Source organism: Dialister histaminiformans (assembly GCF_900103425.1).
Lineage (GTDB): Bacteria > Bacillota > Negativicutes > Veillonellales > Dialisteraceae > Allisonella > Allisonella histaminiformans.
In genome coordinates, this window is record NZ_FMXA01000007.1 from 76644 (window position 1) to 100086 (window position 23443).

Sequence of the window (23443 nt, forward strand, 5' to 3'; positions counted from 1 at the left end):
AACGGAAGCTTATTCCAGTCTATCGGTCATTCGTTCGGTAAGGATATCTATAACACTTTCTGTTGGCATGTCATCGCTGTCATACAAGAGCCCTTTGTGACTCTTCACAATCATGCGATCATAAAGGTTCTGTTTGACAATTTCCCGGGTAGAGGATAAGAACGCCGCACAGGCCTGATCATGATATGTTTTGGTAATAATACGGGACAGTCCCGGAGCTTTGAGTCGCTGCTGGAGAAAACGCTGATGGATAGAACGCCAGCTGATACGTTTAGGGCAGGCGCGGAGAATAATCCAGATATCGTAATTGGAAGCATGAAGATCGGAAATCAGGCGCAATACAGAATCTATATTCAAAAGGGAACACTCATATAGAAGGTGATGACGTTGCCTGATAGCCTCTTTAATCAGAAAATCGGACAGGATGTGTCCTTCTTCTCTGGTGTAAAAAGGGCAGTACTGCCCATATTTATCCTGCAATTCTTCGTAGCGTGGATGAAAACCACGGAACTTATCGCTGGATGCAATAATTACATCATCCTGCCATTCATTGACAAACATGCTGGCCATACGGCTTTTTCCTGAGCCTGGCTGCCCGGCCATAATAAACGCCATCGGACGTTTATGGCCGCCTGTTTTGTTCCATGTGGCAGCAGGCAGTACTTTTTCCTGAAACATAGTCTGTAACTCTTCTTTGCTGCAGGAACCTTCTTTTTCAATAAGTTCTCTGGTTACACGCACAGGAATATGCAGGGAAAATACCTGATCAGGCATATATTTTCTTTCGATGATATAAGCCTGATGCAGCATTTCAATCTGTTTGTCCATAGGGATATAATACCCTTTACGCATTTCTATGCGTGCCAGTTCCTGAATCGTATCCAGCCACATGGAATTCAGATAATCTAAATCTGAAAAATCAATAGTATCCCGACTATGAGTATTCCATATTAAGTTATAGACTACACGGAATATTTCCGCATTAGTTTCCAGTTGTATTTCAATAGGTGTAATATCAGCAGATTGCTGTAGTTCTCTTATTCGATGCTCTCCATAGGGCATAGCCATTACCACTTCCTTTTAGATATCATCATAACAAAGGGAAGTGGTTTTGTCTATTGTTTCGAACAGGACAGGCTTTTCATATCAAAGGTAATATAAATAATCGTCGTTCTGTTGACACGCTTCGTCAGCGCAGAGGGAATCTGCGTCAGAGAGGTAAGACTGATGATGATAGCGGAATCTGGGTACGCAGTCGCGGCGGCCAGATGGAAGGGGATGGCTGGGATAGCCGGTACAACATTTTCCAGCTGGGCTATGAGTACAGTGATACGGCTGGAAGTGTTTATGGATTCTTTGGGGAACGCGGCATAGCTTCACCTGATTATGAAACCGGAAGCGGTAAAGAACATACCCTGGCAGGCGGCATATATGGAACCTGGTATGGGGATCATGGCCGCTATACAGATATTGTGGCTAAAATTGGTCGTGATGATACAACGATTAATACTTATGGCCCTTATCCGGATAAGGCCAATTATCGCACAGGGGAACAGAGCCTCAGCATAGAGCATGGGCGGACCCTGTACCGGGGAAAGGATCGGAGCTTCTTCATTGAACCACAGGTACAGCTGGTCCTTGGGCATCTGAATGATACCTCATATTCCACAGAGCGGGGAACGCATGTGGAACGTGACTCCCTGAATAGTGCGATTGGCCGGCTGGGGATTGTTCTTGGCAAGACAAAGGATAATGGAGAACATCCTTATGACTGCTATCTGAAGGCATCCGTACTTCATGAATTCGGAGGCAGCCAGGATATCCACCTGCGGGCAGCCAACGGAGAAACTCTTGATACCCATTATGACTATGGAGAAACCTGGGTGGAAGTGGGACTGGGAGGAACCTACCGGTTTAATACCAATACCATGGCCTATATGGATGTTGAGAGGTCATACAGCAGTAAACTGACAGAAAAATGGCAGATTAACGCAGGCATTTCCTGGCAGTTCTGATAAAAATGCAGCATATAACGAGGGATACAGTGATTTGAAAAGTTACAAATCGCGTTATCCCTTGTCGCATTTTCTGAAGGCTTATCTGGATAGACAATGACAGGTTGCAGAGGGAAATTTATTTCAGCTTTTATAGTGGGTTTCCAGAACGGAAGAGAATTGACTCATCTGGGATAAGGGAATAGGTTATCATGTGGAAGTCATAGAAATGTGATATTATATGAAGTGTGTCATCGGAAGACAGGGAGTCGTCCGGTATACTTGTATACATCATTAAGAAATTACAGGAAAGACAGGGAGTGACAGAGTGTTACAGACATTTTTGCCATATGTAGTGGTGGCAGCGGTTGTTGCGTTATTTTTTGCATTCTGTTGCCTTATTCTGCTTAAGAATTCAGATAAGGAAACAGAATCTGCACATGGAAGGCAACGGCATAGAACTAATCATTATAATGAAGCAGAGCATGAGGATTCGGTACAAAAAGAATATGAGTCGGAATTAAAGGAAAGCGCAAAGGAAGCACTTGTCAGCCAGTCTCAGGATGCGGATAAGACAATCAGCCTGGAAAAAACTCAGGTTTTCCCGAAACATAAGATCAGAACTACGCATTCCACCGTGGATGACAATGAAAAGACCAGACTCTTTACAAAAGAAGAATTTACCAGTGTGCAGGATGAAGAACATCCTGCCATGGAAGATACTGAATCTTTCCGTGGGCCTGGATTCCGAATGGAACCTGAGCCGGAAATCCATGACTCCATCACGGATCCTGCGGAACTGGAAGAATATTTTGTGCGTCATTTCCTGAATCGGTATGGCTCAGTTACCAGAACGGTAGCGCAGGACGCAAGAACGGTTACTCATTACCTGATTTCCAATCTGCCGGTTACTTCACCTCGTGAAGCCTGCGATACCTTAAATCATATTATGGTCCAGGAAGCACTGCAGAACGCTCAGCGTACCTATGTGATGATGCCTGATGACATTGTCCTGGGCATGGTGAAGGATGCATTCAATGATGTGGCCATGGGGAGTCGTTCGGAAACCAGAACCATACTGGCCTATGATTCACTGAAAGCGATGCCCCGTATGGAAATGACCCATTTCCGTTCTCTGGCACTGCTTCTCCTGTTCCATTATTCACGCAATACCGGTAATGTGAATGCCCGGGCACTTCGTGAATATACACAGAAATATATTACTCCGTTCATTTCCATGCCGCTCCCGGATGAATACAGCGGATACCAGCAGCTGGAATATCTGTATTGTATTTCCCTGGAAAACAAGGAAGTTCCATTTGGACAGATTCTCCGGGATTCCTATCCACTGGTATTCTCTTTCCGCGGGTGCATGAAGAGCGAACTTACTTCCGTATACCCACACTGGAGGCCGGGAATGCTTACGGAAAGCTTATATAATTCCTACTATAAGCTGGCGGTTGTGGATGATTCCATGCTTTCCCGTTATTTTGATGAATATGAAATCGATGATTATGCTACACGGAGCAAACTGACCGCGCTCATGCATTCCCGTCCGGTTACCTATGACCGCCAGGAAATGCATCATACGCTGGAACGCATAGACAAGGACCTGGCAGTCATGCAGGACATCTGGGACAGCAGTATGCTCAGAAAATCATCACTTACCCTGATGGGTATGTACATTGCCAGGATTTATATTAGAGAAGCCATTGGGGAAGATTTTGACCTTTCTCACTGGATGTAAAAGGATGGCGTAAAAATGGGGATTTTTGATATTATCGGGCCGATTATGATTGGTCCGTCCAGCTCACATACGGCTGGTGCAGCCCGTATCGGACAGCTGGCACGGTTGATTCTGAATGATGAACTTACAGCAGCAGATATTACCCTGTATGGATCCTTTGCCAAAACCGGCCGGGGACATGGTACCGACAAAGCACTGGTGGCTGGTCTTATGGGGTATGGTCCGGACAGCATTGTAATCCGGAATGCTATTGAAACAGCACGTAAAAATGGAATTAAAATTCACTTTTTCTTTTCAGAAGAAGATGCGGGGCACCCGAATACAGCCAAAATCCTTGCGTATGGGACAAATGATCGCAAGGTGGAAGTCGTAGGACGTTCTCTGGGGGGCGGACGTGTGATGATTACGTCCATCAATGGATACGCAGTGGCGATTACCGGCGAAGAAAATACACTGCTTACTCATCATAAGGATGTACCTGGTATTGTGGCCAGTGTGAGTCGTGTTCTGGCAGATGAATATGTCAATATATCCAATATGCGCGTGTTCAGAAAGAATAAGGGCGTGGATGCAGTTATGATTATTCATACTGACGATCCTATAACCGAAGCATGCAAGCAGAAGATTCTTGCATGTAACCCGAATATAGTAAATGTAATGACATTAAAGAAAGTGTAAAAAGCGATGAAAAGTTATCATTCAATTCAGGAACTGATGGATCTGGCGGATGCAGAAAAAGTCTCACCTGGAATCATTGCGTGCCGCCTGGAAGCCGAAACTTCCGGACGGGCTTATCAGGACGTATGGAAGCAGATGGATGAAACCATTCCGGTATTCATGAAGTCCATACGCCGCGGCCTGGGGGACCACAGTAAATCAAGGAGTGGACTGGTCGGCGGCGACGCGAGAAAGCTGTATGACAAAGAACCGCTGCTGCTGGGACCTCTTGCCAAGAGAGCGGCCGCCTACGCAGTGGCAACAGCAGAAGCGAATGCCAAAATGATGTGTATCGTAGCTTGTCCGACAGCTGGCTCCTGCGGTATTGTTCCTGCGGTAGTGGCAGCGGTAGGTGAACATGTAGGGGCCAAACGCTATGATTATACCCGTGCGCTGTTTACAGCGGCCGGAATCGGCCATGTGGTTGCGGAAAACGCTTCCATAGCCGGAGCGGTTGGCGGTTGCCAGGCAGAATGCGGCACAGCGGCTGGTATGGCGGCAGCGGCAGCTATTGATCTGCTGGGAGGTACTACAGAACAGATGAAAAATGCCATTGCTCTGGCATTGAAGAATATTCTGGGACTTACCTGTGATCCGGTAGCCGGACTGGTGGAAGTGCCCTGCGTTAAGAGAAATGGATTTGAGGCTGTGCACACCCTGGTGGCTGTAGAAATGGCTATGGCGGGTATTAAAACACAGATTCCGGTAGATGAAGTAGTCGCTGCTATGGATCAAATCGGCAAACTCATGCCGGTATCCCTCAGGGAAACAAGTCTTGCCGGACTGGCTGCTACAGAAACCGGAAAGAGAATCGCGGATAAACTGAGCCGGGAGAATAAAGACTATTGATAATATAATAATAAAAAGCTCTGAAGTGGAATACATACTTTAGAGCTTTTTATTATGGGAGAAACAGGGCAAACAAAAAGACCACCGGATTACCGATGGTCTTTACAAAAAAATGGAGCGGGTGAAGGGAATCGAACCCTCGTAACCAGCTTGGAAGGCTGGCGCTCTACCATTGAGCTACACCCGCATGTGGTCGGAGCAGCAGGATTTGAACCTGCGACCCCTTGGTCCCGAACCAAGTGCGCTACCAAACTGCGCTATGCCCCGTCAACGTAAATTAGTATAGCAGGCATGAAATTTAATGTCAAATGATTTTGACGAAAAAATCATTGATTCACGTAAATTTTCATAAAATGCCATATGGGAGTGGTTAAAATTATCAGTGTTTATCGAATAAAATTCGAATTACCGCATGAAGTATCTGAGTTTCTTATAATTAAGGGCTGGTGAGGAAATGGCCTGAAACAGAGGAATCTGACCTCATTTTGTAAATATTCTTCCCCTGTAAATTCATTTTTTCGTATTTTCCTGTATACGCTAAAAATGAATTATGATATCATAAGCTAGATACAGGGAGGAGGTGTTACTTTATGTCTAGACATATCGTTACTATCAATCATAATTCACTGCAGGATACTATGAAGTTTGAAGGTTGTGGTGAATGCCAGACATCCTGTCAGTCCGCATGCAAGACCAGCTGCACAATTGGCAACCTGGCTTGCACCGAACAGCAGCAGGAAGAAGAATAATTTTCCTGACCCGCGCGGATAGGGGATAACCTGTCTGCGGATGTTTGGAGGAATTTATGCGGCGCTTTCTTCAGCGCCGCATAAATGATTACTTTGATTCACCATGACGGTGAATTTCATATATATGAGTTTGGAGGATATTGAGGATAATGAAAAGCAGTGTAGAACCAATGATTCATCGCTTTAAGCAAAATGGCATGAACATTGTTATGGACGTTAATAGTGCTATTCTTCACGTGGTGGATGATATGACCTACGATGTGCTGGCGGATTATAATGGCACAAACAGAGAAGCAGTACATAACCGTCTGGATGGGACTTATAAGGCCAGCGAGCTCGATGAAGACATGGATGAAATTGATGAACTGATTAAACAGAAGATTCTGTTTGCACCTATGGTAGATAATTATCAGCTGGCTGTATCTGAACGTCCGATTATCAAGGCACTCTGCCTCAATATCGCTCACGACTGCAATCTTCGCTGTAAATACTGCTTTGCAGGACAGGGCGGTTATGGCCAGTGGCGCATGCTTATGAGCTTTGATGTGGCACGCCGCGCCGTAGACTTCCTGATTGCGCACAGCGGTCCGAGAAAGCACCTGGAAATGGATTTCTTCGGCGGAGAACCGCTGATGAACTGGCATGTGGTAAAGCAAACAGTCGCTTATTGCCGTGAACAGGAAAAGAAGCACAATAAGCTGTTCAAACTTTCCCTGACAACCAATGGTATGCTTCTGGATAAGGAAAAGGTAAAATATCTTACCGATAACCACATCAGCCTGATTCTGTCTCTGGACGGCCGCAAGGAAATGCATGATGCTATGCGTCCGGGAGTTCATGGGGAAGGAACCTATGATCAGATTCTGAAGAATCTTCAGTACTGCGTAGCACACCGTAACGGCGAAGAATATTATGTACGCGGCACATTTACCCGCCGCAATATGGATACATTCACCGACGATGTTCTGGATATGATTGATAAGGGATTCCCTGCCGTATCCATGGAACCGGTAGTGGGCAATGAAGATGAACCATACGCCATCCGGGAAGAAGACCTTCCGGCAGTAAAGAAGGAATATGAACGCCTGGCTAATACATTCATTCAGAGAGAAGCGGAAGGAAAACCGTTCTTCTTCTATCATTTCAACATGAATCTCTGGAAGGGCCCGTGCCTCCCAAAGCGTCTTCGCGGATGCGGCGCCGGTCATGAATATCTGGCTGTAGTTCCTAATGGCGATATCTATCCATGCCATCAGTTTGTGGGCAGAGATGGATACGTTATCGGCAATGTATACGAAGGGCTGAAGAACATGAAGATGATGAAGGAATTCAGAGATAATCATGTTCTGAGCAAGCCGGAATGTGTAGACTGCTGGGCTAAGTTCTTCTGCTCCGGCGGATGCCATGCCAACAATGAATCCTATGCAGGCGATATGCATAAGCCGTATCATCTGACCTGTGAAATTCAGAAAAAGCGTATTGAATGCGCTATGATGATTCAGGCATACAACAAGATGAACAAGCCAAAGGTTATGAAGCAGCCTGGACTTGAAAAGATGAGATATTAATCAGATTAAGCGCTGATTAACCATTAAATAAAATACCGTACCCGAAAGAACCCGAACCAGGGAATTTCAGGCACGGTATTTTATATTGGCACAGGAAGACGGTTATACGTCAGACCACAGGAAATCGGAAGGGGTTCCAGAGACTATCATATCTGACCGTCTGACGATAAACGTCGGATTTCTGCCTGAGAATCCGATGGCTTCCCTTTCAGAGAAGAAGCGGTTGAGCTCACGCTCCTTATATAAGAAGTCTTCGGCTTCTGTGCAAAAAAATCGGGCAGGAATCTTTTTTACTCTGGATTTCTGTTTGCATTTCATTAACCGGATTTTTCCGTTTTATCCTCCTTGCAAACCATATGTTTTGCACAGTCTCGGGCTGAAGACCTGCGGTCCCTGAGCGAAGCTCATCTTCGCTCCTCCATGTATTCCCCTCCGGTGTAATCTGGCAGGGATTGCACAGCCCAGGGGCAAAGCGGATTTATGCCTTGCCCTTTCTTTTATAATGTTTGCGCCAATAAGCCAACTAACGTATAATTAAAGAAATAGCTTCTAAATAATTATAAAGGAGGCATTACTAATGAAAATCAGTAGAAAAATGAAAAGAGCGGCTACAGGTTGTCTGGCGGCTGCACTTCTGTGTACAGGTATAATTAACAATGTATCTGCCTTTAATCTGGGCAGTGTTTTAGGTGGGGTAGCTAAAGTTGGAGGAATCAGCTGGCTGGTAACTCAGTATGGCGATAAAATCAACAGCGCCATCAATTCCGTCATGATGAAGGAAGGTGCTGGAACAAACTATGCAACCAAAGTCGTTCCGATTGTCAGTCTTGGCAATAAACAGTACATTGGTGCAGCGCAGGTAATCGGCCCGTCTAAACAGGTGGAAAAGGTTAAGGCCGTAGGGCAGATTCAGATAGCCTGGAATAGCAGCCTGTTCCGTATTAATGGTCTTATCCCTATGGATAGTGTAAATCCGACATCTTTTTCCAGAGTGCAGGGTGTCGGTGTTTCAGCCAATATTGATGTTAAGATTTAAGGAGGCATAATAAATGAAAAAAGCGGTTTTAGCTGCAGGGATAGCATTGGTGCTCTCCTTCCCGTCCATGGCGGCGGAACCATCCACATTGACCGATCGTGCAGATCGTCTGGATGAAGTGGTATATGGTTCTATTCAGAATGGTTCTTTCCTTGAACGTATAGATTCCCTGGACACGGAAATTAACGGTTCCACAGATGAAAAGGCAGCCGAAGGACAGGGACTGGATACACGGATTGACAGATTGTACAACGAAGTGATCCGAAGTGATAATGACAGTCAGCCATCACTGGATACCCGCGTCAATACGTTGGAATATTATCTGACCGATAAGATTAAACAGGATCCGCTTTCCAGCCGTGTAGATACTCTGGATAGCACTGTTTTCGGCAAGGAACAGACTGGCGGACTGGCGTCCCGTGTCACCGCACTGGAAAAGGCTGTATATGGGGATAATCACTATGAACTGACCACAGTTACTCTTCCGGAAAATACAGTATTCAAAATTTCCCTGAACGATGAAGTCAGCAGCAAGACCAACCAGGTAGGAGATCCGGTACATTTCACCGTAGCGGAAGATGTCACTGTGGACAATGTGCTGGTTCTTCCGCGTGGTGCACAGGGTTCTGGGGTTATTACCAAAGTAAACGGCCCAAAGTTCTTTGGTCGCAGCGGTTCCCTGGAAATTTCCTTTGATCAGGTAATTTCTATCGATGAAGATACTATTCCTACCGTACTTGGACCGGAAGCCAAGGAACAGATTAAGATGCAGGCAGCTGCTGTAGGCGCGTCCGCTATTGGCGCGCTGGCTCTGGGACCGATTGGTCTGGTTGGCGGTTTCTTTGTAAAGGGCAAGGATGTAGATATTCCGGCAGGGACTGAATTGTATATTCAGACCAGCGAAGCGGTCACAACCAAGGGCATGGAAATGAAGCCGGGTGCTCCGGTGGAAATGAATGTTTCTTCGTCCGTGTCCAGAAGCGCTAATATAAGTGATACAGAGGTTTCCCGCACAGTAGATAAGGCAGCTGAAAAGGCAGCGGATAAGAAAGAAACTGTGAAGGAAACAGCAGAAAAGACCAGTCAGAAAGTAATGGAGGATACCACAAAGACGGATAATAAAGATAAAACGTCCGTGGTAATTGTAAGAAATGCATAAATTTGTTCAGGCAGCTCTGCTGACAGCGTCCGTTTGTACGGGAGTACTTTCGGTATCTGCAGCAGAAGCCTCAGATTCGATAGGGTTTACTCCACAGGTAACCAGCCTTACCGGAGAAAAGAAAGCGAAACCGTCGAAGAACTACCTTTTTCCGGAAGCAACTGATTTAAAGGACAATAACCCGTTTATTAATCCGGAAGAAAAGTCATGGGAAAATTATTATGTTCCCTATAACGATGGCGCTCTGGTATATTCCCCGGTGGAATATTCTGCAAGCCTTAAGGAACAGAATTCCGGGGCCAGCAGTATTTCCGCGGAAAATCCACTGTTCATTACAGCGGACAGAATGCAGTATGCTAATACGACAGGAGAGGTGTCTGCCTTTGGTGACGTGGATATCCGTCAGCAGAAAGACAGATACCAGACTGCCTATGCATACGGGAATACTCAGACACAGAAATACATGATTCCAGGGGAAGTCCTGTATACAACACCAATGGACTATATGAAGGCTGACAGCGCATCCTACGACGGAAATGCGGCTATAGGCCGGTTTAATAAGCTCAGAGGCTGGGATCAGGGTGTTTATTACTTTGCCGGCGAATCGGGAGTTTATAACCGTGCAGAAAATAAGATAGTGGTTCAAAAAGGTTTCCTGACCACCAAACACGCTATAGCTAAAGTGCCTGACTATAGAATTGAAGCGGATTCCATTGATATTTATCCGGGAGATCACTATACGGCACATGATGTCAGCCTGTTCATTAAGAACACAAGACTTCTTACCATGTCCAGCTATACCGGCTCACTGATTCCTGATGATTCGAACGTAAATATGTGGACACTTATTCCGCGTCCGACATATGACAGCGATAATGGGATTGGCTTAAAAAACAGTATCACTATTCCGATGGGAGGACTGTCATCCGGTGTATCCTTCTATTCACAGATGGCTTATTACACTAAGGTTGGGTTTAAGCCGGATATCGGATTTAAATGGAATACGCGGCCAGGAACATTCCGTTTGCATTATGCAAAGGAAGAAAGTAGTCTTAATGATGATCATGTATGGGTAGAAAAGAAACCATCCCTGTCTTTTGATTCTAATCACTTCTATATTCCGGGAACTGAATTCTTTGTTGGGTTTACCGGGGAAGTGGGCCGTTGGGAAGAAGGCGATGTAAAGGGAACCCATAAGGACTGGGATGCCTACATTTCTCATAATCCGATTCCCATGGGACCGCATATGGCCTTTAGCTGGCGTGCCGGATATCGCAAGGATTACTATGACTATAATGACACAATTCGGAATAATGCCTATTATTCCATGGGAATCAATGGCGGATATGGTCCGGTTGCAGCCTGGATTAATTACACCAATAATAATCTGAATGGACAGACACCATACAGCTTTGATACCTACGACATTCAGAGACCGCTGTCTTTTGGTGTCAAGGTACAACTGACTCCGCTGGACGCGGTCAGTGTAGGTTATACCTATGGCACATCCAACCATAAACTGGAACATCTCGATTATACTTATTATCGTGACATGCATTCTTTCTATGGGTGGATTGAATACCGTGAAAAGGATAGAGAAACAAAGATTTATATTCAACCCAAAGATTTCAGATTTTAACCGAATGACCAGGGGATTGCATACAAGGGAGATTTTTTAGTTTATGAATTGGAGGATTTCAGATTTACTGTCAGCAGACTGTGGCTATATGTATGGGGAGAACTGGAATTTGCAGGATCAGGATATACAGAAAGCCATGCCGTCAATAAGACAGGCAGTAAATGACGTTGAAACCATCCGCAGAGACGGAAAAGGACCGACCGGAGAGCTGGTCCTTTTTCCGCATTTACCGTATATTCTGTCGGAAGATCTGCTTATGGATGAAAAGGAACGGCAGCAGCTGGCAAAACTTGAAGCATCTGCTACATCGATTGATGTGGTAGTATCTATCGGTATTGGCGGCTCATATCTGGGGAACAAGGCGCTGTTTGATGCATTCTGCGGACCGTACTGGAACATGGGGCTGGCCAGCGAGAGGCAGTTACCCCAGGTATTCTTTGCCGGGCAGAATGCAGATCCGGAAAGTCTTTCCGCACTTACTCGTTACCTGGAGGTAAAGGCGAAGACAACGGAAAAGCAACTGAATATTGTGTTGCTGGTTATTTCAAAATCCGGTTCTACTATTGAACCAATGAGTGCTTTTTATGCGTTGTATCCCAGATTGTCTGCCATATGCCATGTTGAAGTTATTACAATTACTGATAAACAGCATGGACTTTTGCTCAGTCAGTCGCAGGAAAAACACTGGATGCACTTTTCGGTTCCTGAAGGGATTGGCGGACGTTTCAGTGTACTGTCCCAGGTGGGAATTGTGTTCTGTGCCCTTTGCGGGATTGATTATCGGGAAATGATTCAAGGCGCAAAAGAATGTGACCAGGCCTGTCAGGGGAAGGATTGGAAAGAAAATCCTGCTCTGGCTCTGGCCCTTTTCCGCTATCTGGCCACCGTTTCGCGCGGCGTGACAGCGGAAGTGGTTATGCCCTATGGGGACCGGCTGAACAGCTTTGGCCGCTGGTATGCTCAGCTGATGGCAGAATCTCTGGGAAAGGCAAAGAACCGCCAGGGGAAAACGATTCACTACGGCCGCACGCTGGTGCCTTCTTTGGGAACTACGGATATGCATTCCATGACTCAGGAACATCAGGAAGGCCCAAACAATAAACTGATTCAGTTTATTACCGTGCAGAACATGGATACATCCATGCCGGTACACTGCCAGGAAGGAAATGTAACCGGTACAGTGGATATCGGAAGGATAATGAAAACAGCGCAGCGTGCAAATGCAGAAGCACTGGCTTCGGAACAGCGGATGAGCTGTCACATCGCATTACCTGCAGTTACTCCCCGGACGATGGGGGGCCTGTTTTATTTCTTCATGCTCACTGTAGCTTATGAAGGAGGACTGGCAGGGATTAATGCGTTTGATCAGCCAGGGGTTGAAACTTATAAAAAAATAATGCATTCGTATTTGAAGGGGTACATGAGCGGTAAATAGTTCATGCAGATACAAAGGAAATGGATAGCAGTGGGAATTGGGGTTTTGCTGCTTGTGCTCGGGGGAATTTCTGTGCTCTCCCTGTCCGAACAGGAAGAAGTGGAGACCATGGCAGCATCTGATTTCCGGGAAGAGAATGAATATACAGATACCGAAAAGGATAGTAACGGGCAAAGAAGGGCTGTGCGTGTATATGATACAGCTCTCTATTTGCGTGCCAGACCGCCGACAGACCCGTTTCATGCCAGTGAGGTATTGCCTGGGGAAACAACTATGGAAAATGTGGGGCCAGAAGAAACACCTGCCGGCGGGAATGCGGGGGCGGCCGAAGTACAGGCGGAACCTGTACATACGACAGAGGAAGAAATTCCCAGGCTGGCCGGTGTGTTATCCATGGGAGAGGATAAGCGGGCCATACTGACTTATAAGGGGACAACCAGAACATTGAAAAAAGGGGATAAATGGGGAAAATGGCAGGTTACAGACATAATGGGGAATTCCGTATCAATGAGCACAGCAGCCGAAAGGCGGCAGTTGTCATTGCAGGCTTACTGACAGGGCTCTGGCTGAGCTTTGCCCTGGGAGGACCCTCTGCTGCGGCAGAGGAGGGCAGGAATGCGGATGGCAGAATCAGCCTTCATGTCAGCCAGGCACCGGCTGGAGGGGTACTGCAGGCACTGGCGTCTATGACAGGAAAAAATATTGTTCTGTCAGGACAAATTTCACAGACCATAACGGCAGACCTGGAGAATGTCACCCCTATGGAAGCCATCCGGCATGTGGCGGACACCGGTGGTCTGCAGATAAGGGATGCCGGGGACACTCTGTTTGTAGCCGGTGATGGCGGCGAAAAGTCGGCCGGTTCCGTACGATGCTTCTACCTGTCCTATGCGGACGCAGAAGAAGTGGCGGAGAACCTTAAGACGGTATTAAAAACAGGAAGTGCTTCAGCCAACGCAGGAGCCAATCTGGTAGTTGTCCGGGCGTCTCCGGGAGAGCTTATGGGAGCAGAGATGCTTATATCCGCACTGGATAAGCCGGAACGGCAGGCTAAGGTAGAAGCCCAGGTACTGGCAGTCAATAAATCCCATACTAAGGAACTGGGCATTGACTGGGACTTCAAGAGCCTTACCGGCAGCGCTCCCTATGAAGAAGGGGAAGGCAAACATTCCGGCAGGCGATATGTGAAGATGCCGGAAGGATATGCGGGGATTTCCTACGGAAAGTCAGTAGCAGGGGCTCCTTACACGTTTTTCTTTCAGGCACGGCTGAACGCTCTCGTATCCAAAGGCCAGGCGGAAGTCCTTGCGCGGCCTAATGTCGTGACATTGAACGGAAGAAAGGCTAAAATATTAATCGGCAGCGAGATTCCGGTCCTTGTCGATCATATTGAGAACGGGGTAACGACTACAACTATTGAGTACAAAGAGGCAGGCATCAGTCTGTCATATACTCCGGTAATCAGTGAACATGATGAAATTACGGCAAGGATTGAGGCGGAGGTTTCCACACCTTATCTGGAACCGGAAATGAAAGCCTACCGGATTGTGACGAGAAAAGCGCAGACCATGGTGAGAATCAAATCGGGAGATATTATTACCATCGGGGGACTTATTGATCATGAAAAGAATGAATCCGTAAGAAGAATTCCTGTTCTGGGCGATATCCCGATTCTGGGAAGATTATTTCAAAGCCATAATAAAAACAGGGCAGATTCAGAAATTGTTATTGCGATTAAAGCGGACATATTAGAATAAGGAACACAGGAACTGATAATGGCAGTATTAAAAATCAATGGATTATCCAAATCCTTCGGAATAAAAACTGTATTTGAAAATGTATCATTCGAAGTGAGAAGCGGAGAACGCATAGGCTTGGTTGGGGCCAACGGAGCCGGTAAGACCACACTTCTTCGCTGTCTTATGGGGCAGGAGGATTATGATAAGGGCTCTGTTTCCACCAGCCCTGGAGCCGTTATCGGTTACCTCCGACAGGACTTCAATTATGAGAGCCAGACACTTCGTGAAGAAATGGAACTGGCATGGAAAGACGTGCTTTACTACAAGGATAAACTGGCAGAACTGGCACGGAAGCTGGAAACCAGTCACGATGAGGAACTGGTGGCAGCGTATGGAAGGACCGAAGAACGGTTTGAATATCTGGGGGGCTATGATTATGAAGCCACGACGAGAAAGATACTGACCGGACTTGGCTTTTCTGACGCGGACTGGGACAGAGATATTCATGGATTCTCCGGAGGACAGAAAGTGAGAATCAATCTGGCGGCTGCATTTGTTCGTCATCCGGATTTTCTGTTTCTGGATGAACCAACCAATCACCTGGATATGGGGATGCTGGAATGGTTGGAAGAATATCTGAGATCTTATCGTGGCGGCATTCTTATGGTGTCCCATGACCGGTATTTTCTGGATGCTACTACAACAGGGATTATTGATCTGGAAAATCATCAGATTCATACCTATCGTGGCAACTACACGCAGTTCACAAAGGTTAAGGCCCTTAATGAAGAAGCTCAGGAACGGGCGTATGAAAAGCAGCAGGAACATATCCGGGAAACGGAAGAATATATTCGAAAATATAAGGCGGGAATTAAGGCGAAACAGGCCAGAGGCAGACAATCTCAACTTGACCGTCTGGAACGGATCGAAAAACCGATACACCGGCAGTCTCTGCATTTCCAGTTTGAAAAGCCGGCTGAATGTGCAGAAAAAGTGCTTGATGTTATGCACGTTACCTCGTCCTATGGTGATCATGTCATCTTTAAGGACCTGACAATGCACATAAAGAAGGGCGAATCAGTAGGTCTGATTGGACCTAACGGCGCCGGTAAGTCCACACTGCTCAAGCTCATCGTGGGCGATAAGCGGGCAGACGGCGGATTTATTCAGATTGGAAACCGGGTAAAACCAGGATATTATTCCCAGGAACTTGACCGGCTGAACAGCGAGTACACCGTACTGGAACAGATTGAAAATGATTTCGATATGGGGGAAAGAGAAGCACGTAACCTGCTGGGCATGTTCCTCTTCCGGGGAGATGATGTATTTAAACCGGTATCCCTCCTCTCCGGGGGAGAAAGGGCCCGGTTGACACTGCTCATGCTTTTCCTGGAGAAGCCGAATTTCCTGATACTGGATGAACCGACAAACCATCTGGATATTCCTACAAGGGAAATCATGGAACAGGCCCTGGCTGCTTTTGGAGGCACATCGCTTATCGTTTCTCATGACCGTTACTTCCTTGACCGGGTGACCACCCGGATTCTGGAGATGGAAAACGGTAAGCTGACTGAATATCTGGGGAATTACTCCTACTATCGGGAAAAGAAGAAAAATCTGGAAGAATATGAGCGGGATCGTATGGAAGCGGAATCAGCGTCCTCTTCCGGTAAATCGTTGCCGGAAAAGGAACCGGCGAAAGAGAAAAAATCCGAAAGAAAAGCTGAGTCCAAAGCGGCTCCTGCGCCCAGAAAACCAGTGGATTCCCGAAAGATGGATAACATTGAGATGGAGATTCAGCGTCAGGAAGCCATGCTGAAAATGCTGACGGTGGAAATGAACCAGACACCGGAAAATTATGAATCCATTATGGCGGAATATAACCAGGCAAAACAGAAACTGGAAAAACTGTACAACAAATGGGAAGAAATGGCGGAAATGGCAGAATAAAGGAGCCGCCTGACGTCTGACAGATCAGACTAACAGATGTCAGAAAAACGGATGAACTAACGCTCCTGATATAAGAATGATGTTTTCGATTTCTGCAGATTAAACCCCGGAAAGAATCTTAGAAGATCAGATTCTTTCCGGGGTTTGTGTTTTATCAGGATAAAAAGAATACGAATGAACGTATACAGGAAGGCACGTTATCCTGATGTTTTATACAAAGAAGCAATACGCAGTATCCGCCCCTTGCAGAAATTTTCAATTTCTGCATAGTCTGATATTTGAGGGTAAGGCCCTGACCGGAGGCTTACAGCTTATGAGCGCCAGCTCATCTATTTACCTGGTTTTTATCGTATCACCGCTTCAAAATCTGGATCGCCATGCAGCCAGAAAAAGTGATCCTGCGTGGCAGCGGTCTGTTTAACCTCCTGCCCTCCCAGGGATACTGCCTTTTTCAGGTAATTGAGAGCTTCATCCTTATTTCTCAGTTCAGAGTAATTAGTGGCAATTCCATAGTAAGACCAGGTATTCCTGGCGTCAGCGGAAAGGACCTTCTGAAAGGACTGAGTGGATTCCGTATACTTCTTCTGCAGTTTCAGCGCAATAGCCAGATTATAATATGCGGGAATATACTGCGGGTTCATAGTCAGGGATTTTCGAATCATCTGCTCACCGGATTTCGGATGGCCATGCATGGCAGTGGCCACACCCTTTAACGCCATGGCTATATAGTTGTTTTTATCTGCTTTGAGGGCTTTATCGGCCAGCTCAATGGCTTTCACATTATTTCCATTCCCATAAGCTTCAGAGGCCTTATCTGCCCATTTCACGGAGGCGTCAGAAATGGCTGGTGCCGTTGGCTGCACAACCGGGGCAGGGGAGGAAGATGAGACCGGGGTATCAGAAAACGAACAGCCGGCCATGAGGGCCGATACCATCAGTAACGGCCAGAGTACGGATTTTTTCATAAAGGAACCTTCTTTCCAGTAAATATTTCCTTTATAGTACCACGTTGGCATAAAATAGGGTACAATGAAGGCAACATGAATAAATTTTGAGGAGGGATACCATGAGTCAATCAGCATTTATTACCGGAGCCACCAGTGGCATTGGGTATGCTACAGCCAAAGTACTGGCGTCCCGGGGATACCGCCTGGGCATTGCAGCAAGAAACAGCGAAAAACTGGAAGCAGTGAAGCAGGAACTGGAAATGAAGTTCAACAGTGAAGTGTATACCTATGTTTTGGATGTGCGTGATGCCGAAGCCATTAAACAGGTGGCGGCGCAGGCTGTACAGGATATGGGAGTTCCTGATGTACTGGTTAATAACGCCGGTCTTGCCAGAGGACTGGAATCTTATGAGGAAACTGATGAAGCAGATATTATTCAGATGGTGGATACCAACATCAAAGGACTGTTCCTGGTGACTCACGCGTTCCTTCCGGGCATGGTAAAACGTAATACCGGCCATATTATCAATCTGGGCTCGACTGCCGGATTGTACGCCTATAAAGGGGCTGCCGTTTACTGCGCCACCAAAGCGGCCGTAAAGACATTTAGCGATGGAATCCGTATCGATACCATTGATACGGATATCAAGGTGACTACCATTCAGCCGGGGATTGTACACACCCCATTCAGTGAAGTGCGTTTTCATGGCGACAAGAAGCGGGCGGACGCAGTATATGAAGGGGTGGATACATTGCATCCGGAAGACATCGCCGATGTCATTGCCTTTGTACTGGACCGGCCTCTGCGTGTGCAGATTTCCGATATTGTCATTATGGCTGACCAGCAGGCCACAGGGTTCATGGTATCCAAGACACCAAGAGTACCTCATAAATAATTTCCCGGCGTTACTGCCGATGCAGGAAACTGTGAATTGACGGCCGTGACATGGCACATTGGGGATATCACGCTTAATATTGACAAATAGTCGGTGATTCAGTAAAATATCATTTGTCAGTGCCGGTATAGCTCAGTTGGTAGAGCGGCGCATTCGTAATGCGTAGGTCGCAAGTTCAAGTCTTGTTGCCGGCTCCACAGATTAATAGCTCTGTGTCTTTGCATAAAGGCACAGAGTTTTATATTGCCTGGAAATGAACAGAAACAGGAACCAGCCAGGCTTCTCAGGCAATCAAAAAGAGAAGAAGAACAATTGTCCTTCTTCTCTTTTCTTATGAACAGAGGAAACAGGGATTAGCGGTCAGAGCCATCCTTTTCCTTTCTGATAACGTCGTGTGCGCCGCCTTCTACAATAGAAGTTGCGGAAACAAGGGTGAGTACAGCCTTTTCCTGCAGTTCCGGAATAGTGAGTGCGCCACAGTTGCACATAGTAGCCTTAATCTTTGCACAGGTCTTAGCTACGTTTTCCTTCAGCGGACCAGCGTATGGAACGTAGGAATCAACGCCTTCTTCAAATGCCAGTTTCTTGGAACCATCCAGATCGTAACGGCCCCAGTTTCTTGCACGGTTGGAACCTTCGCCCCAGTATTCCTTAACTACGCTGCCGTTGACAGTTCTCTTTTCGGTTGGGGATTCATCGAAACGTGCGAAGTAACGGCCCAGCATTACGAAGTCAGCGCCCATAGCCAGAGCCAGGGTGATGTGGTGATCGTATACGATACCGCCATCAGAGCATACCGGAACATAGATACCGGTTTCCTTGTAGTATTCATCTCTTGCCTGGCAAACTTCAATCAGCGCGGTAGCCTGTCCACGGCCGATACCCTTGGTTTCACGGGTGATGCAGATAGAACCGCCGCCGATACCTACCTTAACAAAGTCAGCTCCAGCCTTAGCGAGGAACAGGAAGCCGTTGCGGTCAACTACGTTGCCTGCGCCAACCTTAACCTTGTCACCATAGTGCTGACGAATCCAGTCGATGGTAATCTTCTGCCATTCAGAATAACCTTCGGAAGAGTCAATGCAGAGAACGTCAGCGCCAGCGTCAACCAGCTTTGGAACACGTTCAGCATAGTCTCTGGAATTGATACCAGCGCCTACAATGAAGCGCTTATTTTCATCCAGCAGTTCATTCGGGTTTTCCTTGTGGGAATCATAATCCTTGCGGAATACGAAACCATAGAGCTTTCCGTCATCGAACAGAACCGGGAGAGAATTGAGCTTGTTATCCCAGATGATGTCGTTAGCTTCAGACAGGGTTACACCATATCTGGCAGTAACCAGCTGGGAGAGAGGAGTCATGAAATCGGCAACCTTGTCAGACAGATTCATGCGGCTTGGACGATAATCTCTGCTGGAAACAATACCTACCAGCTTGCCGCCGGCGGTGCCATCTTCTGTGATAGCTACAGTGGAGTGTCCGGTCTTTTCCTTAAGTGCCAGAACATCAGCCAGTGTATTTTCCGGGGAAAGATTGGAATCGCTTGGTACAAAGCCGGCCTTTACCGCTTTGACTCTTGCGACCATAGCTGCTTCATCATCAGCGGTCTGAGAACCGTAGATGAAAGAAACGCCGCCATTTTTTGCCAGTTCTACAGCCAGTTTTTCACCAGATACAGCCTGCATGATAGCGGATACCATTGGAATGTTCAGTGTAATAGCTGGTTTTTCACCTTTCTTAAATTTAACCAACGGAGTTTTAAGGGATACATTGGCCGGAATGTTTTCACAAGAAGTATATCCCGGGATTAAAAGGTATTCATTAAAAGTATGTGCTGGTTCATTAATATAGGTTGCCATTATTTCCTCCTGTAAAACAACTAGCCCCGCAGGGCAACGGACCCCTCTCCGGGTCTAAAATATTTTAACTATTCTATCACAAGATATGGTGCTTGTACATACATACAAAGATAACAATTCTGGGGAGCAGGAAGAAGGGGAAAAACAGAGGGAGAAACCGGTAAAAATGGGTGAGGAGATTGCGTTATATTATTTACATTCAGGGGGTATAGGAAGATACAAAAAAGACTATGACAAAAGATTTTCCTTTGGCATAGTCTTTTTCAGGGTAAAGCGCATTCTGATATGTGGTCAGATCAGGCTTTATATAATAACTTCTGTAAAATGGTCCGGGTTTCATCATCCTTAAAGAATTCGGAAATACGGCTCCGGGACGCAATAATATCTTCTTCGCTGGTGCTGTCGAAAAATTCATAACCAAGAGCACCCAGGGAATTCAGAACATCATTAGCAAGAAGTACAGCCTGTTCAGCCCGGATCTGAGCCAGTTTATCGTCTTCTTTACGGGTAACCTGATCCAGCTTTCTGCGAATTTCCTCCAGCTTCTTTGTGAGTTTTTTTATTTTCCCTTTTCTTGCCTTTTCACCATTCAATTCTTTAAGTTCAGCTAACAGTTTGTTTTCTTTTTTTAACAGCTTTTCAATAACAGGCATTTTAGAAGCCTCCTTTATGTACAATGAAAATAAATTAAAGGCAAAAGTTAAGGAACAAAATATAGTTAATACATATATTATATTATATTTAAGTAATAATTCAAACCCAATAGTATGGGTTTCACTATGCTAATCAGTGCATAACAGAAATAATCAAAAGGAATAGGGGATGCTTCTGATTTTATAGAAAAAGGGTTGAAAAAAGGAATAGAGTCAGGTATAATAATAAAGCTTGTTATCAGACAGGCAACTTCCTGGCCCCTGTTGAGCAGGGGACATAGGTCCGGAAAGGAGGAACTAAGAGTGAATAAGTACGAACTCATGTTTGTTGTGAACGTTGCTGATGAAGAAAAGATTAAGGCAGCAGTTCAGCTGGTACAGGATGTCATTAAGAAGATTGGTGGCACTGTAGACAAGGTTGATGAATGGGGTAAGCGCGCTCTGGCTTATGAAGTTAAGAAGCAGCGCGAAGGCTACTACGTAGTAGTTGACTTCCAGGCAGATCCAGCTCAGATTTCTGAACTTGATCGTGTCATCAAGATTCATGAAGAAATTATTCGTCACATTATTGTCAAGCTGGAAGACTAAAAAGTAGGTGCGGCTATGAACTCAGTACAAGTGTTGGGAAACCTGACAAGAGATCCACAGATTCGTGCAACAAAGACAGGACGCGCAGTTGCTTCCTTCAGTATTGCGGTAAATCGTTCTTACACCACTCCGCAGGGTGAAACCAGAGAATTAACTGATTTTATCAATGTTGTGGCATGGGGCGGTTTGGCTGAATCCGTAGGAAATCAGTTAAAAAAGGGGACACGCGTATTTGTAGAAGGTCGTTATTCGACCAGAAGCTATGAAGCACAGGATGGCTCCAGACGTTATGTAACCGAAGTGGTAGCAAACCTTATTGCTATTCCGCTGAGAAATACAAGCGGTGGACATCCAGTCGCATCTGCAGGATTTGCAGATAGCGAACCCAGTCAGACAAGAGGTAATTTCGATCAGTTTGGACCATCCAGCCCGGATGAACAGATTCCATTCTGATACATGATATTGGAGGATATGAATCATGGTAAGAAGAGATAGAGTAAGAAGACCAAGAAGAAAGGTCTGCCAGTGCTGTGTTGATCACATCGACACCGTTGATTATAAGGACGTAGCAGCTCTGCGTCGTTTCGTTTCCGAAAGAGGCAAGATTCTGCCACGTCGTGTAACCGGAACATGCGCAAAGCATCAGCGTAAGATTGTTCTCGCAATCAAGAGAGCAAGAGCTATCGCACTGCTTCCATTCAGCGCAGACTAATAAAGATAATAAAAGCTCCAGGGATAGATTATCTCTGGAGCTTTTTGTATGCATTGATACGATGACAGGCATTGTATAAAAATGAATGATCATATAAAAATCTATTTCCTGGTGATAACAATTACCTATGTTGACCATTCCAACGTTGGATGATATCCTTATGCCACATAAGGATAGAGCACATATTCTTATAAAAGCTGGGAAGAGAAGAGTACATAGACCGGAAAGTTACAGAGAGCTCTTGAAGGTGGAAAAGAGTACCGGATGGTTTATGGAAGATGGTCTTGGAGCAGACAGGTCGATAGGTAGGCCGTACGGGAGACGCCCGTTACAGCGCAGGGATACATTAGGACGTATCTTTATGTAAAAAGTCAGTTTCTTCTTATCGCAGTGCCACTCATAATACAGACATTTTTTATTTTCTCCATTGCATATGGCGCATCTAAAGCAGTGAGGTTACCTTTTGATATTGCGGCTCCCGCAGGTATGATTGGAGCATCCAATTTCTTTGAACTGGCTGTAGCTGTAGCGGTTGCACTTTTTGGGACACAAAGTCCGGCTGCACTGGCAACCACGGTAGGGGTACTTACAGAGGTTCCGGTTATGCTTACACTGGTTAAGTTTGCGAATAAGACAAAAGCGTGTTTTGATTGAACGGAATAGGGAAGTCCTTTAACCATCGGATCAATTTCTTCTGATATTCGGGAGGGAAGACCTGCGGCTCAGGACGGTGCAATCCTTGCAGATTGCAGGAATGAAGTGGAATGTCCTCTTTTTGCAAAAGATGAGCATGCGAAAACCAATTAACGGAAGTATGCAGCATGTTTCCCGTTCTGGAGAGAAAGGGGGAATGACGACAAGTTCTTGTCGTCATTGGCTGTAAATCCATAGAATTATGAAATCTTTGATTTCCATACTATTGACAGCCCGGTCTTTGCTGGCTGGTGGTGGAAAGTAGAATCCTCAATGTTGGAATGTAGGAAAGCATGCTGTTGTTCTGGGATTATTGTAACCAGGCAATCTGCATTCTTACCCTTATCAAGCTTTAAATACGGATCTGGATACCAAATGTTCTCTTCTTGCAAAGGGCAAGCATGCGAAAGCTGATTAAAGGAAAGCATGAAAAACGATGCTCCTTTCTTGAAAGAAAGGGGGACCGACGAAGTCGGTGGATAGTTGATTCCACTTTGTTTGAATAAAGGAAAG

Annotated in this window: 23 protein-coding genes and 3 tRNA genes; 19 read left to right on the forward strand and 7 right to left on the reverse strand. The window is 45.9% G+C overall.

Going from position 1 to position 23443, the window contains the following annotated elements; translation table 11 throughout:
- Positions 1–9: 9 nt before the first annotated feature.
- Complete coding sequence (locus BLQ79_RS03510; RefSeq protein WP_234944907.1) at positions 10–1068, reverse strand: zeta toxin family protein; 1059 nt, start codon at positions 1066–1068, stop codon at positions 10–12.
- Positions 1069–1118: 50 nt separating this feature from the next.
- On the opposite strand from BLQ79_RS03510, the gene BLQ79_RS03515 reads away from it, so the two are divergent.
- The 4 genes from BLQ79_RS03515 to sdaAA all read left to right on the forward strand — a co-directional run bounded on the left by BLQ79_RS03515 (position 1119) and on the right by sdaAA (position 5307).
- On the forward strand, positions 1119–2015 hold the full coding sequence (locus BLQ79_RS03515) for an autotransporter outer membrane beta-barrel domain-containing protein (protein WP_091363925.1): 897 nt from the start codon (positions 1119–1121) through the stop codon (positions 2013–2015).
- 307 nt (positions 2016–2322) lie between these two features.
- On the forward strand, positions 2323–3741 hold the full coding sequence (locus tag BLQ79_RS03520; RefSeq protein ID WP_234944908.1) for a DUF5106 domain-containing protein: 1419 nt from the start codon (positions 2323–2325) through the stop codon (positions 3739–3741).
- Between the two features lie 15 nt (positions 3742–3756).
- The gene (gene sdaAB / locus BLQ79_RS03525; RefSeq protein ID WP_091363928.1) at positions 3757–4419 is read left to right on the forward strand and encodes an L-serine ammonia-lyase, iron-sulfur-dependent subunit beta; all 663 of its coding nucleotides are present in this window, start codon (positions 3757–3759) and stop codon (positions 4417–4419) included.
- Positions 4420–4425: 6 nt separating this feature from the next.
- Positions 4426–5307, forward strand: a complete 882-nt coding sequence (gene sdaAA / locus BLQ79_RS03530; protein WP_091363930.1) for an L-serine ammonia-lyase, iron-sulfur-dependent, subunit alpha — start codon at positions 4426–4428, stop codon at positions 5305–5307.
- 113 nt (positions 5308–5420) lie between these two features.
- Here the strand turns inward: sdaAA and BLQ79_RS03535 are convergent.
- Together BLQ79_RS03535 and BLQ79_RS03540 are read right to left on the reverse strand one after the other, a co-directional pair.
- A tRNA-Gly gene (locus tag BLQ79_RS03535) sits at positions 5421–5494 on the reverse strand.
- A 3-nt stretch (positions 5495–5497) separates the two neighbouring features.
- Positions 5498–5574, reverse strand: a tRNA-Pro gene (locus BLQ79_RS03540).
- Positions 5575–5897: 323 nt separating this feature from the next.
- Between BLQ79_RS03540 and scfA the strand changes: the two genes are divergently transcribed.
- From scfA to BLQ79_RS03590, 9 genes are all read left to right on the forward strand, one after another.
- A complete protein-coding gene (gene scfA / locus BLQ79_RS03545) occupies positions 5898–6056 on the forward strand; it encodes a six-cysteine ranthipeptide SCIFF (protein WP_091363932.1) in 159 nt (52 codons plus the stop codon).
- Positions 6057–6205: 149 nt separating this feature from the next.
- Positions 6206–7624: a thioether cross-link-forming SCIFF peptide maturase gene (scfB, locus tag BLQ79_RS03550; protein ID WP_091363934.1), complete on the forward strand. Its 1419-nt coding sequence runs from the start codon at positions 6206–6208 to the stop codon at positions 7622–7624.
- A 577-nt stretch (positions 7625–8201) separates the two neighbouring features.
- Positions 8202–8660, forward strand: coding sequence for a hypothetical protein (locus BLQ79_RS03560; RefSeq protein WP_200779819.1), 459 nt, complete (start codon positions 8202–8204; stop codon positions 8658–8660).
- 13 nt (positions 8661–8673) lie between these two features.
- Positions 8674–9819: a hypothetical protein gene (locus tag BLQ79_RS03565; protein WP_091363938.1), complete on the forward strand. Its 1146-nt coding sequence runs from the start codon at positions 8674–8676 to the stop codon at positions 9817–9819.
- A complete protein-coding gene (locus BLQ79_RS03570) occupies positions 9812–11458 on the forward strand; it encodes an LPS-assembly protein LptD (RefSeq protein ID WP_091363940.1) in 1647 nt (548 codons plus the stop codon). Before BLQ79_RS03565 ends, BLQ79_RS03570 begins: the two co-directional genes overlap by 8 nt.
- A 43-nt stretch (positions 11459–11501) precedes the next feature.
- Entirely contained in the window at positions 11502–12893 is a 1392-nt protein-coding gene (locus tag BLQ79_RS03575) for a hypothetical protein (RefSeq protein WP_091363942.1), read from the forward strand.
- 30 nt (positions 12894–12923) lie between these two features.
- Positions 12924–13448: a hypothetical protein gene (locus BLQ79_RS03580; RefSeq protein ID WP_091363944.1), complete on the forward strand. Its 525-nt coding sequence runs from the start codon at positions 12924–12926 to the stop codon at positions 13446–13448.
- On the forward strand, positions 13364–14650 hold the full coding sequence (locus tag BLQ79_RS03585; protein WP_091363946.1) for a type II secretion system protein GspD: 1287 nt from the start codon (positions 13364–13366) through the stop codon (positions 14648–14650). The genes BLQ79_RS03580 and BLQ79_RS03585 overlap by 85 nt, the downstream gene beginning before the upstream one ends.
- 18 nt (positions 14651–14668) lie before the next feature.
- Complete coding sequence (locus BLQ79_RS03590; protein ID WP_091363947.1) at positions 14669–16582, forward strand: ABC transporter ATP-binding protein; 1914 nt, start codon at positions 14669–14671, stop codon at positions 16580–16582.
- Between the two features lie 344 nt (positions 16583–16926).
- On the opposite strand, the gene BLQ79_RS03595 is transcribed toward BLQ79_RS03590, so the two are convergent.
- Entirely contained in the window at positions 16927–17547 is a 621-nt protein-coding gene (locus BLQ79_RS03595) for a tetratricopeptide repeat protein (RefSeq protein WP_091363949.1), read from the reverse strand.
- 101 nt (positions 17548–17648) lie between these two features.
- Here BLQ79_RS03595 and BLQ79_RS03600 point away from each other — a divergent pair, with 101 nt between their 5' ends.
- A complete protein-coding gene (locus BLQ79_RS03600) occupies positions 17649–18425 on the forward strand; it encodes an SDR family NAD(P)-dependent oxidoreductase (RefSeq protein WP_091363951.1) in 777 nt (258 codons plus the stop codon).
- A gap of 121 nt (positions 18426–18546) precedes the next feature.
- Positions 18547–18622 (forward strand) — tRNA-Thr (locus tag BLQ79_RS03605).
- A 156-nt stretch (positions 18623–18778) separates the two neighbouring features.
- On the opposite strand, the gene BLQ79_RS03610 is transcribed toward BLQ79_RS03605, so the two are convergent.
- Complete coding sequence (locus tag BLQ79_RS03610; RefSeq protein WP_091363953.1) at positions 18779–20284, reverse strand: IMP dehydrogenase; 1506 nt, start codon at positions 20282–20284, stop codon at positions 18779–18781.
- A 296-nt stretch (positions 20285–20580) separates the two neighbouring features.
- On the reverse strand, positions 20581–20937 hold the full coding sequence (locus BLQ79_RS03615) for a hypothetical protein (protein WP_091363956.1): 357 nt from the start codon (positions 20935–20937) through the stop codon (positions 20581–20583).
- 303 nt (positions 20938–21240) lie between these two features.
- Between BLQ79_RS03615 and rpsF the strand changes: the two genes are divergently transcribed.
- The 4 genes from rpsF (at position 21241) to BLQ79_RS03640 (ending at position 22891) form a co-directional block, all read left to right on the forward strand.
- Positions 21241–21525, forward strand: a complete 285-nt coding sequence (gene rpsF, locus BLQ79_RS03620; protein ID WP_091363957.1) for a 30S ribosomal protein S6 — start codon at positions 21241–21243, stop codon at positions 21523–21525.
- Between the two features lie 15 nt (positions 21526–21540).
- The gene (locus BLQ79_RS03625; RefSeq protein ID WP_091363959.1) at positions 21541–21978 is read left to right on the forward strand and encodes a single-stranded DNA-binding protein; all 438 of its coding nucleotides are present in this window, start codon (positions 21541–21543) and stop codon (positions 21976–21978) included.
- 25 nt (positions 21979–22003) lie between these two features.
- Entirely contained in the window at positions 22004–22237 is a 234-nt protein-coding gene (gene rpsR / locus BLQ79_RS03630) for a 30S ribosomal protein S18 (protein WP_091363961.1), read from the forward strand.
- Positions 22238–22687: 450 nt separating this feature from the next.
- Positions 22688–22891: an arsenic resistance protein gene (locus BLQ79_RS03640; protein ID WP_456151360.1), complete on the forward strand. Its 204-nt coding sequence runs from the start codon at positions 22688–22690 to the stop codon at positions 22889–22891.
- 239 nt (positions 22892–23130) lie between these two features.
- Here BLQ79_RS03640 and BLQ79_RS08355 read toward each other — a convergent pair.
- A partial coding sequence (locus BLQ79_RS08355) for a hypothetical protein (RefSeq protein WP_234944909.1) occupies positions 23131–23443 on the reverse strand: 313 nt, incomplete at its 5' end.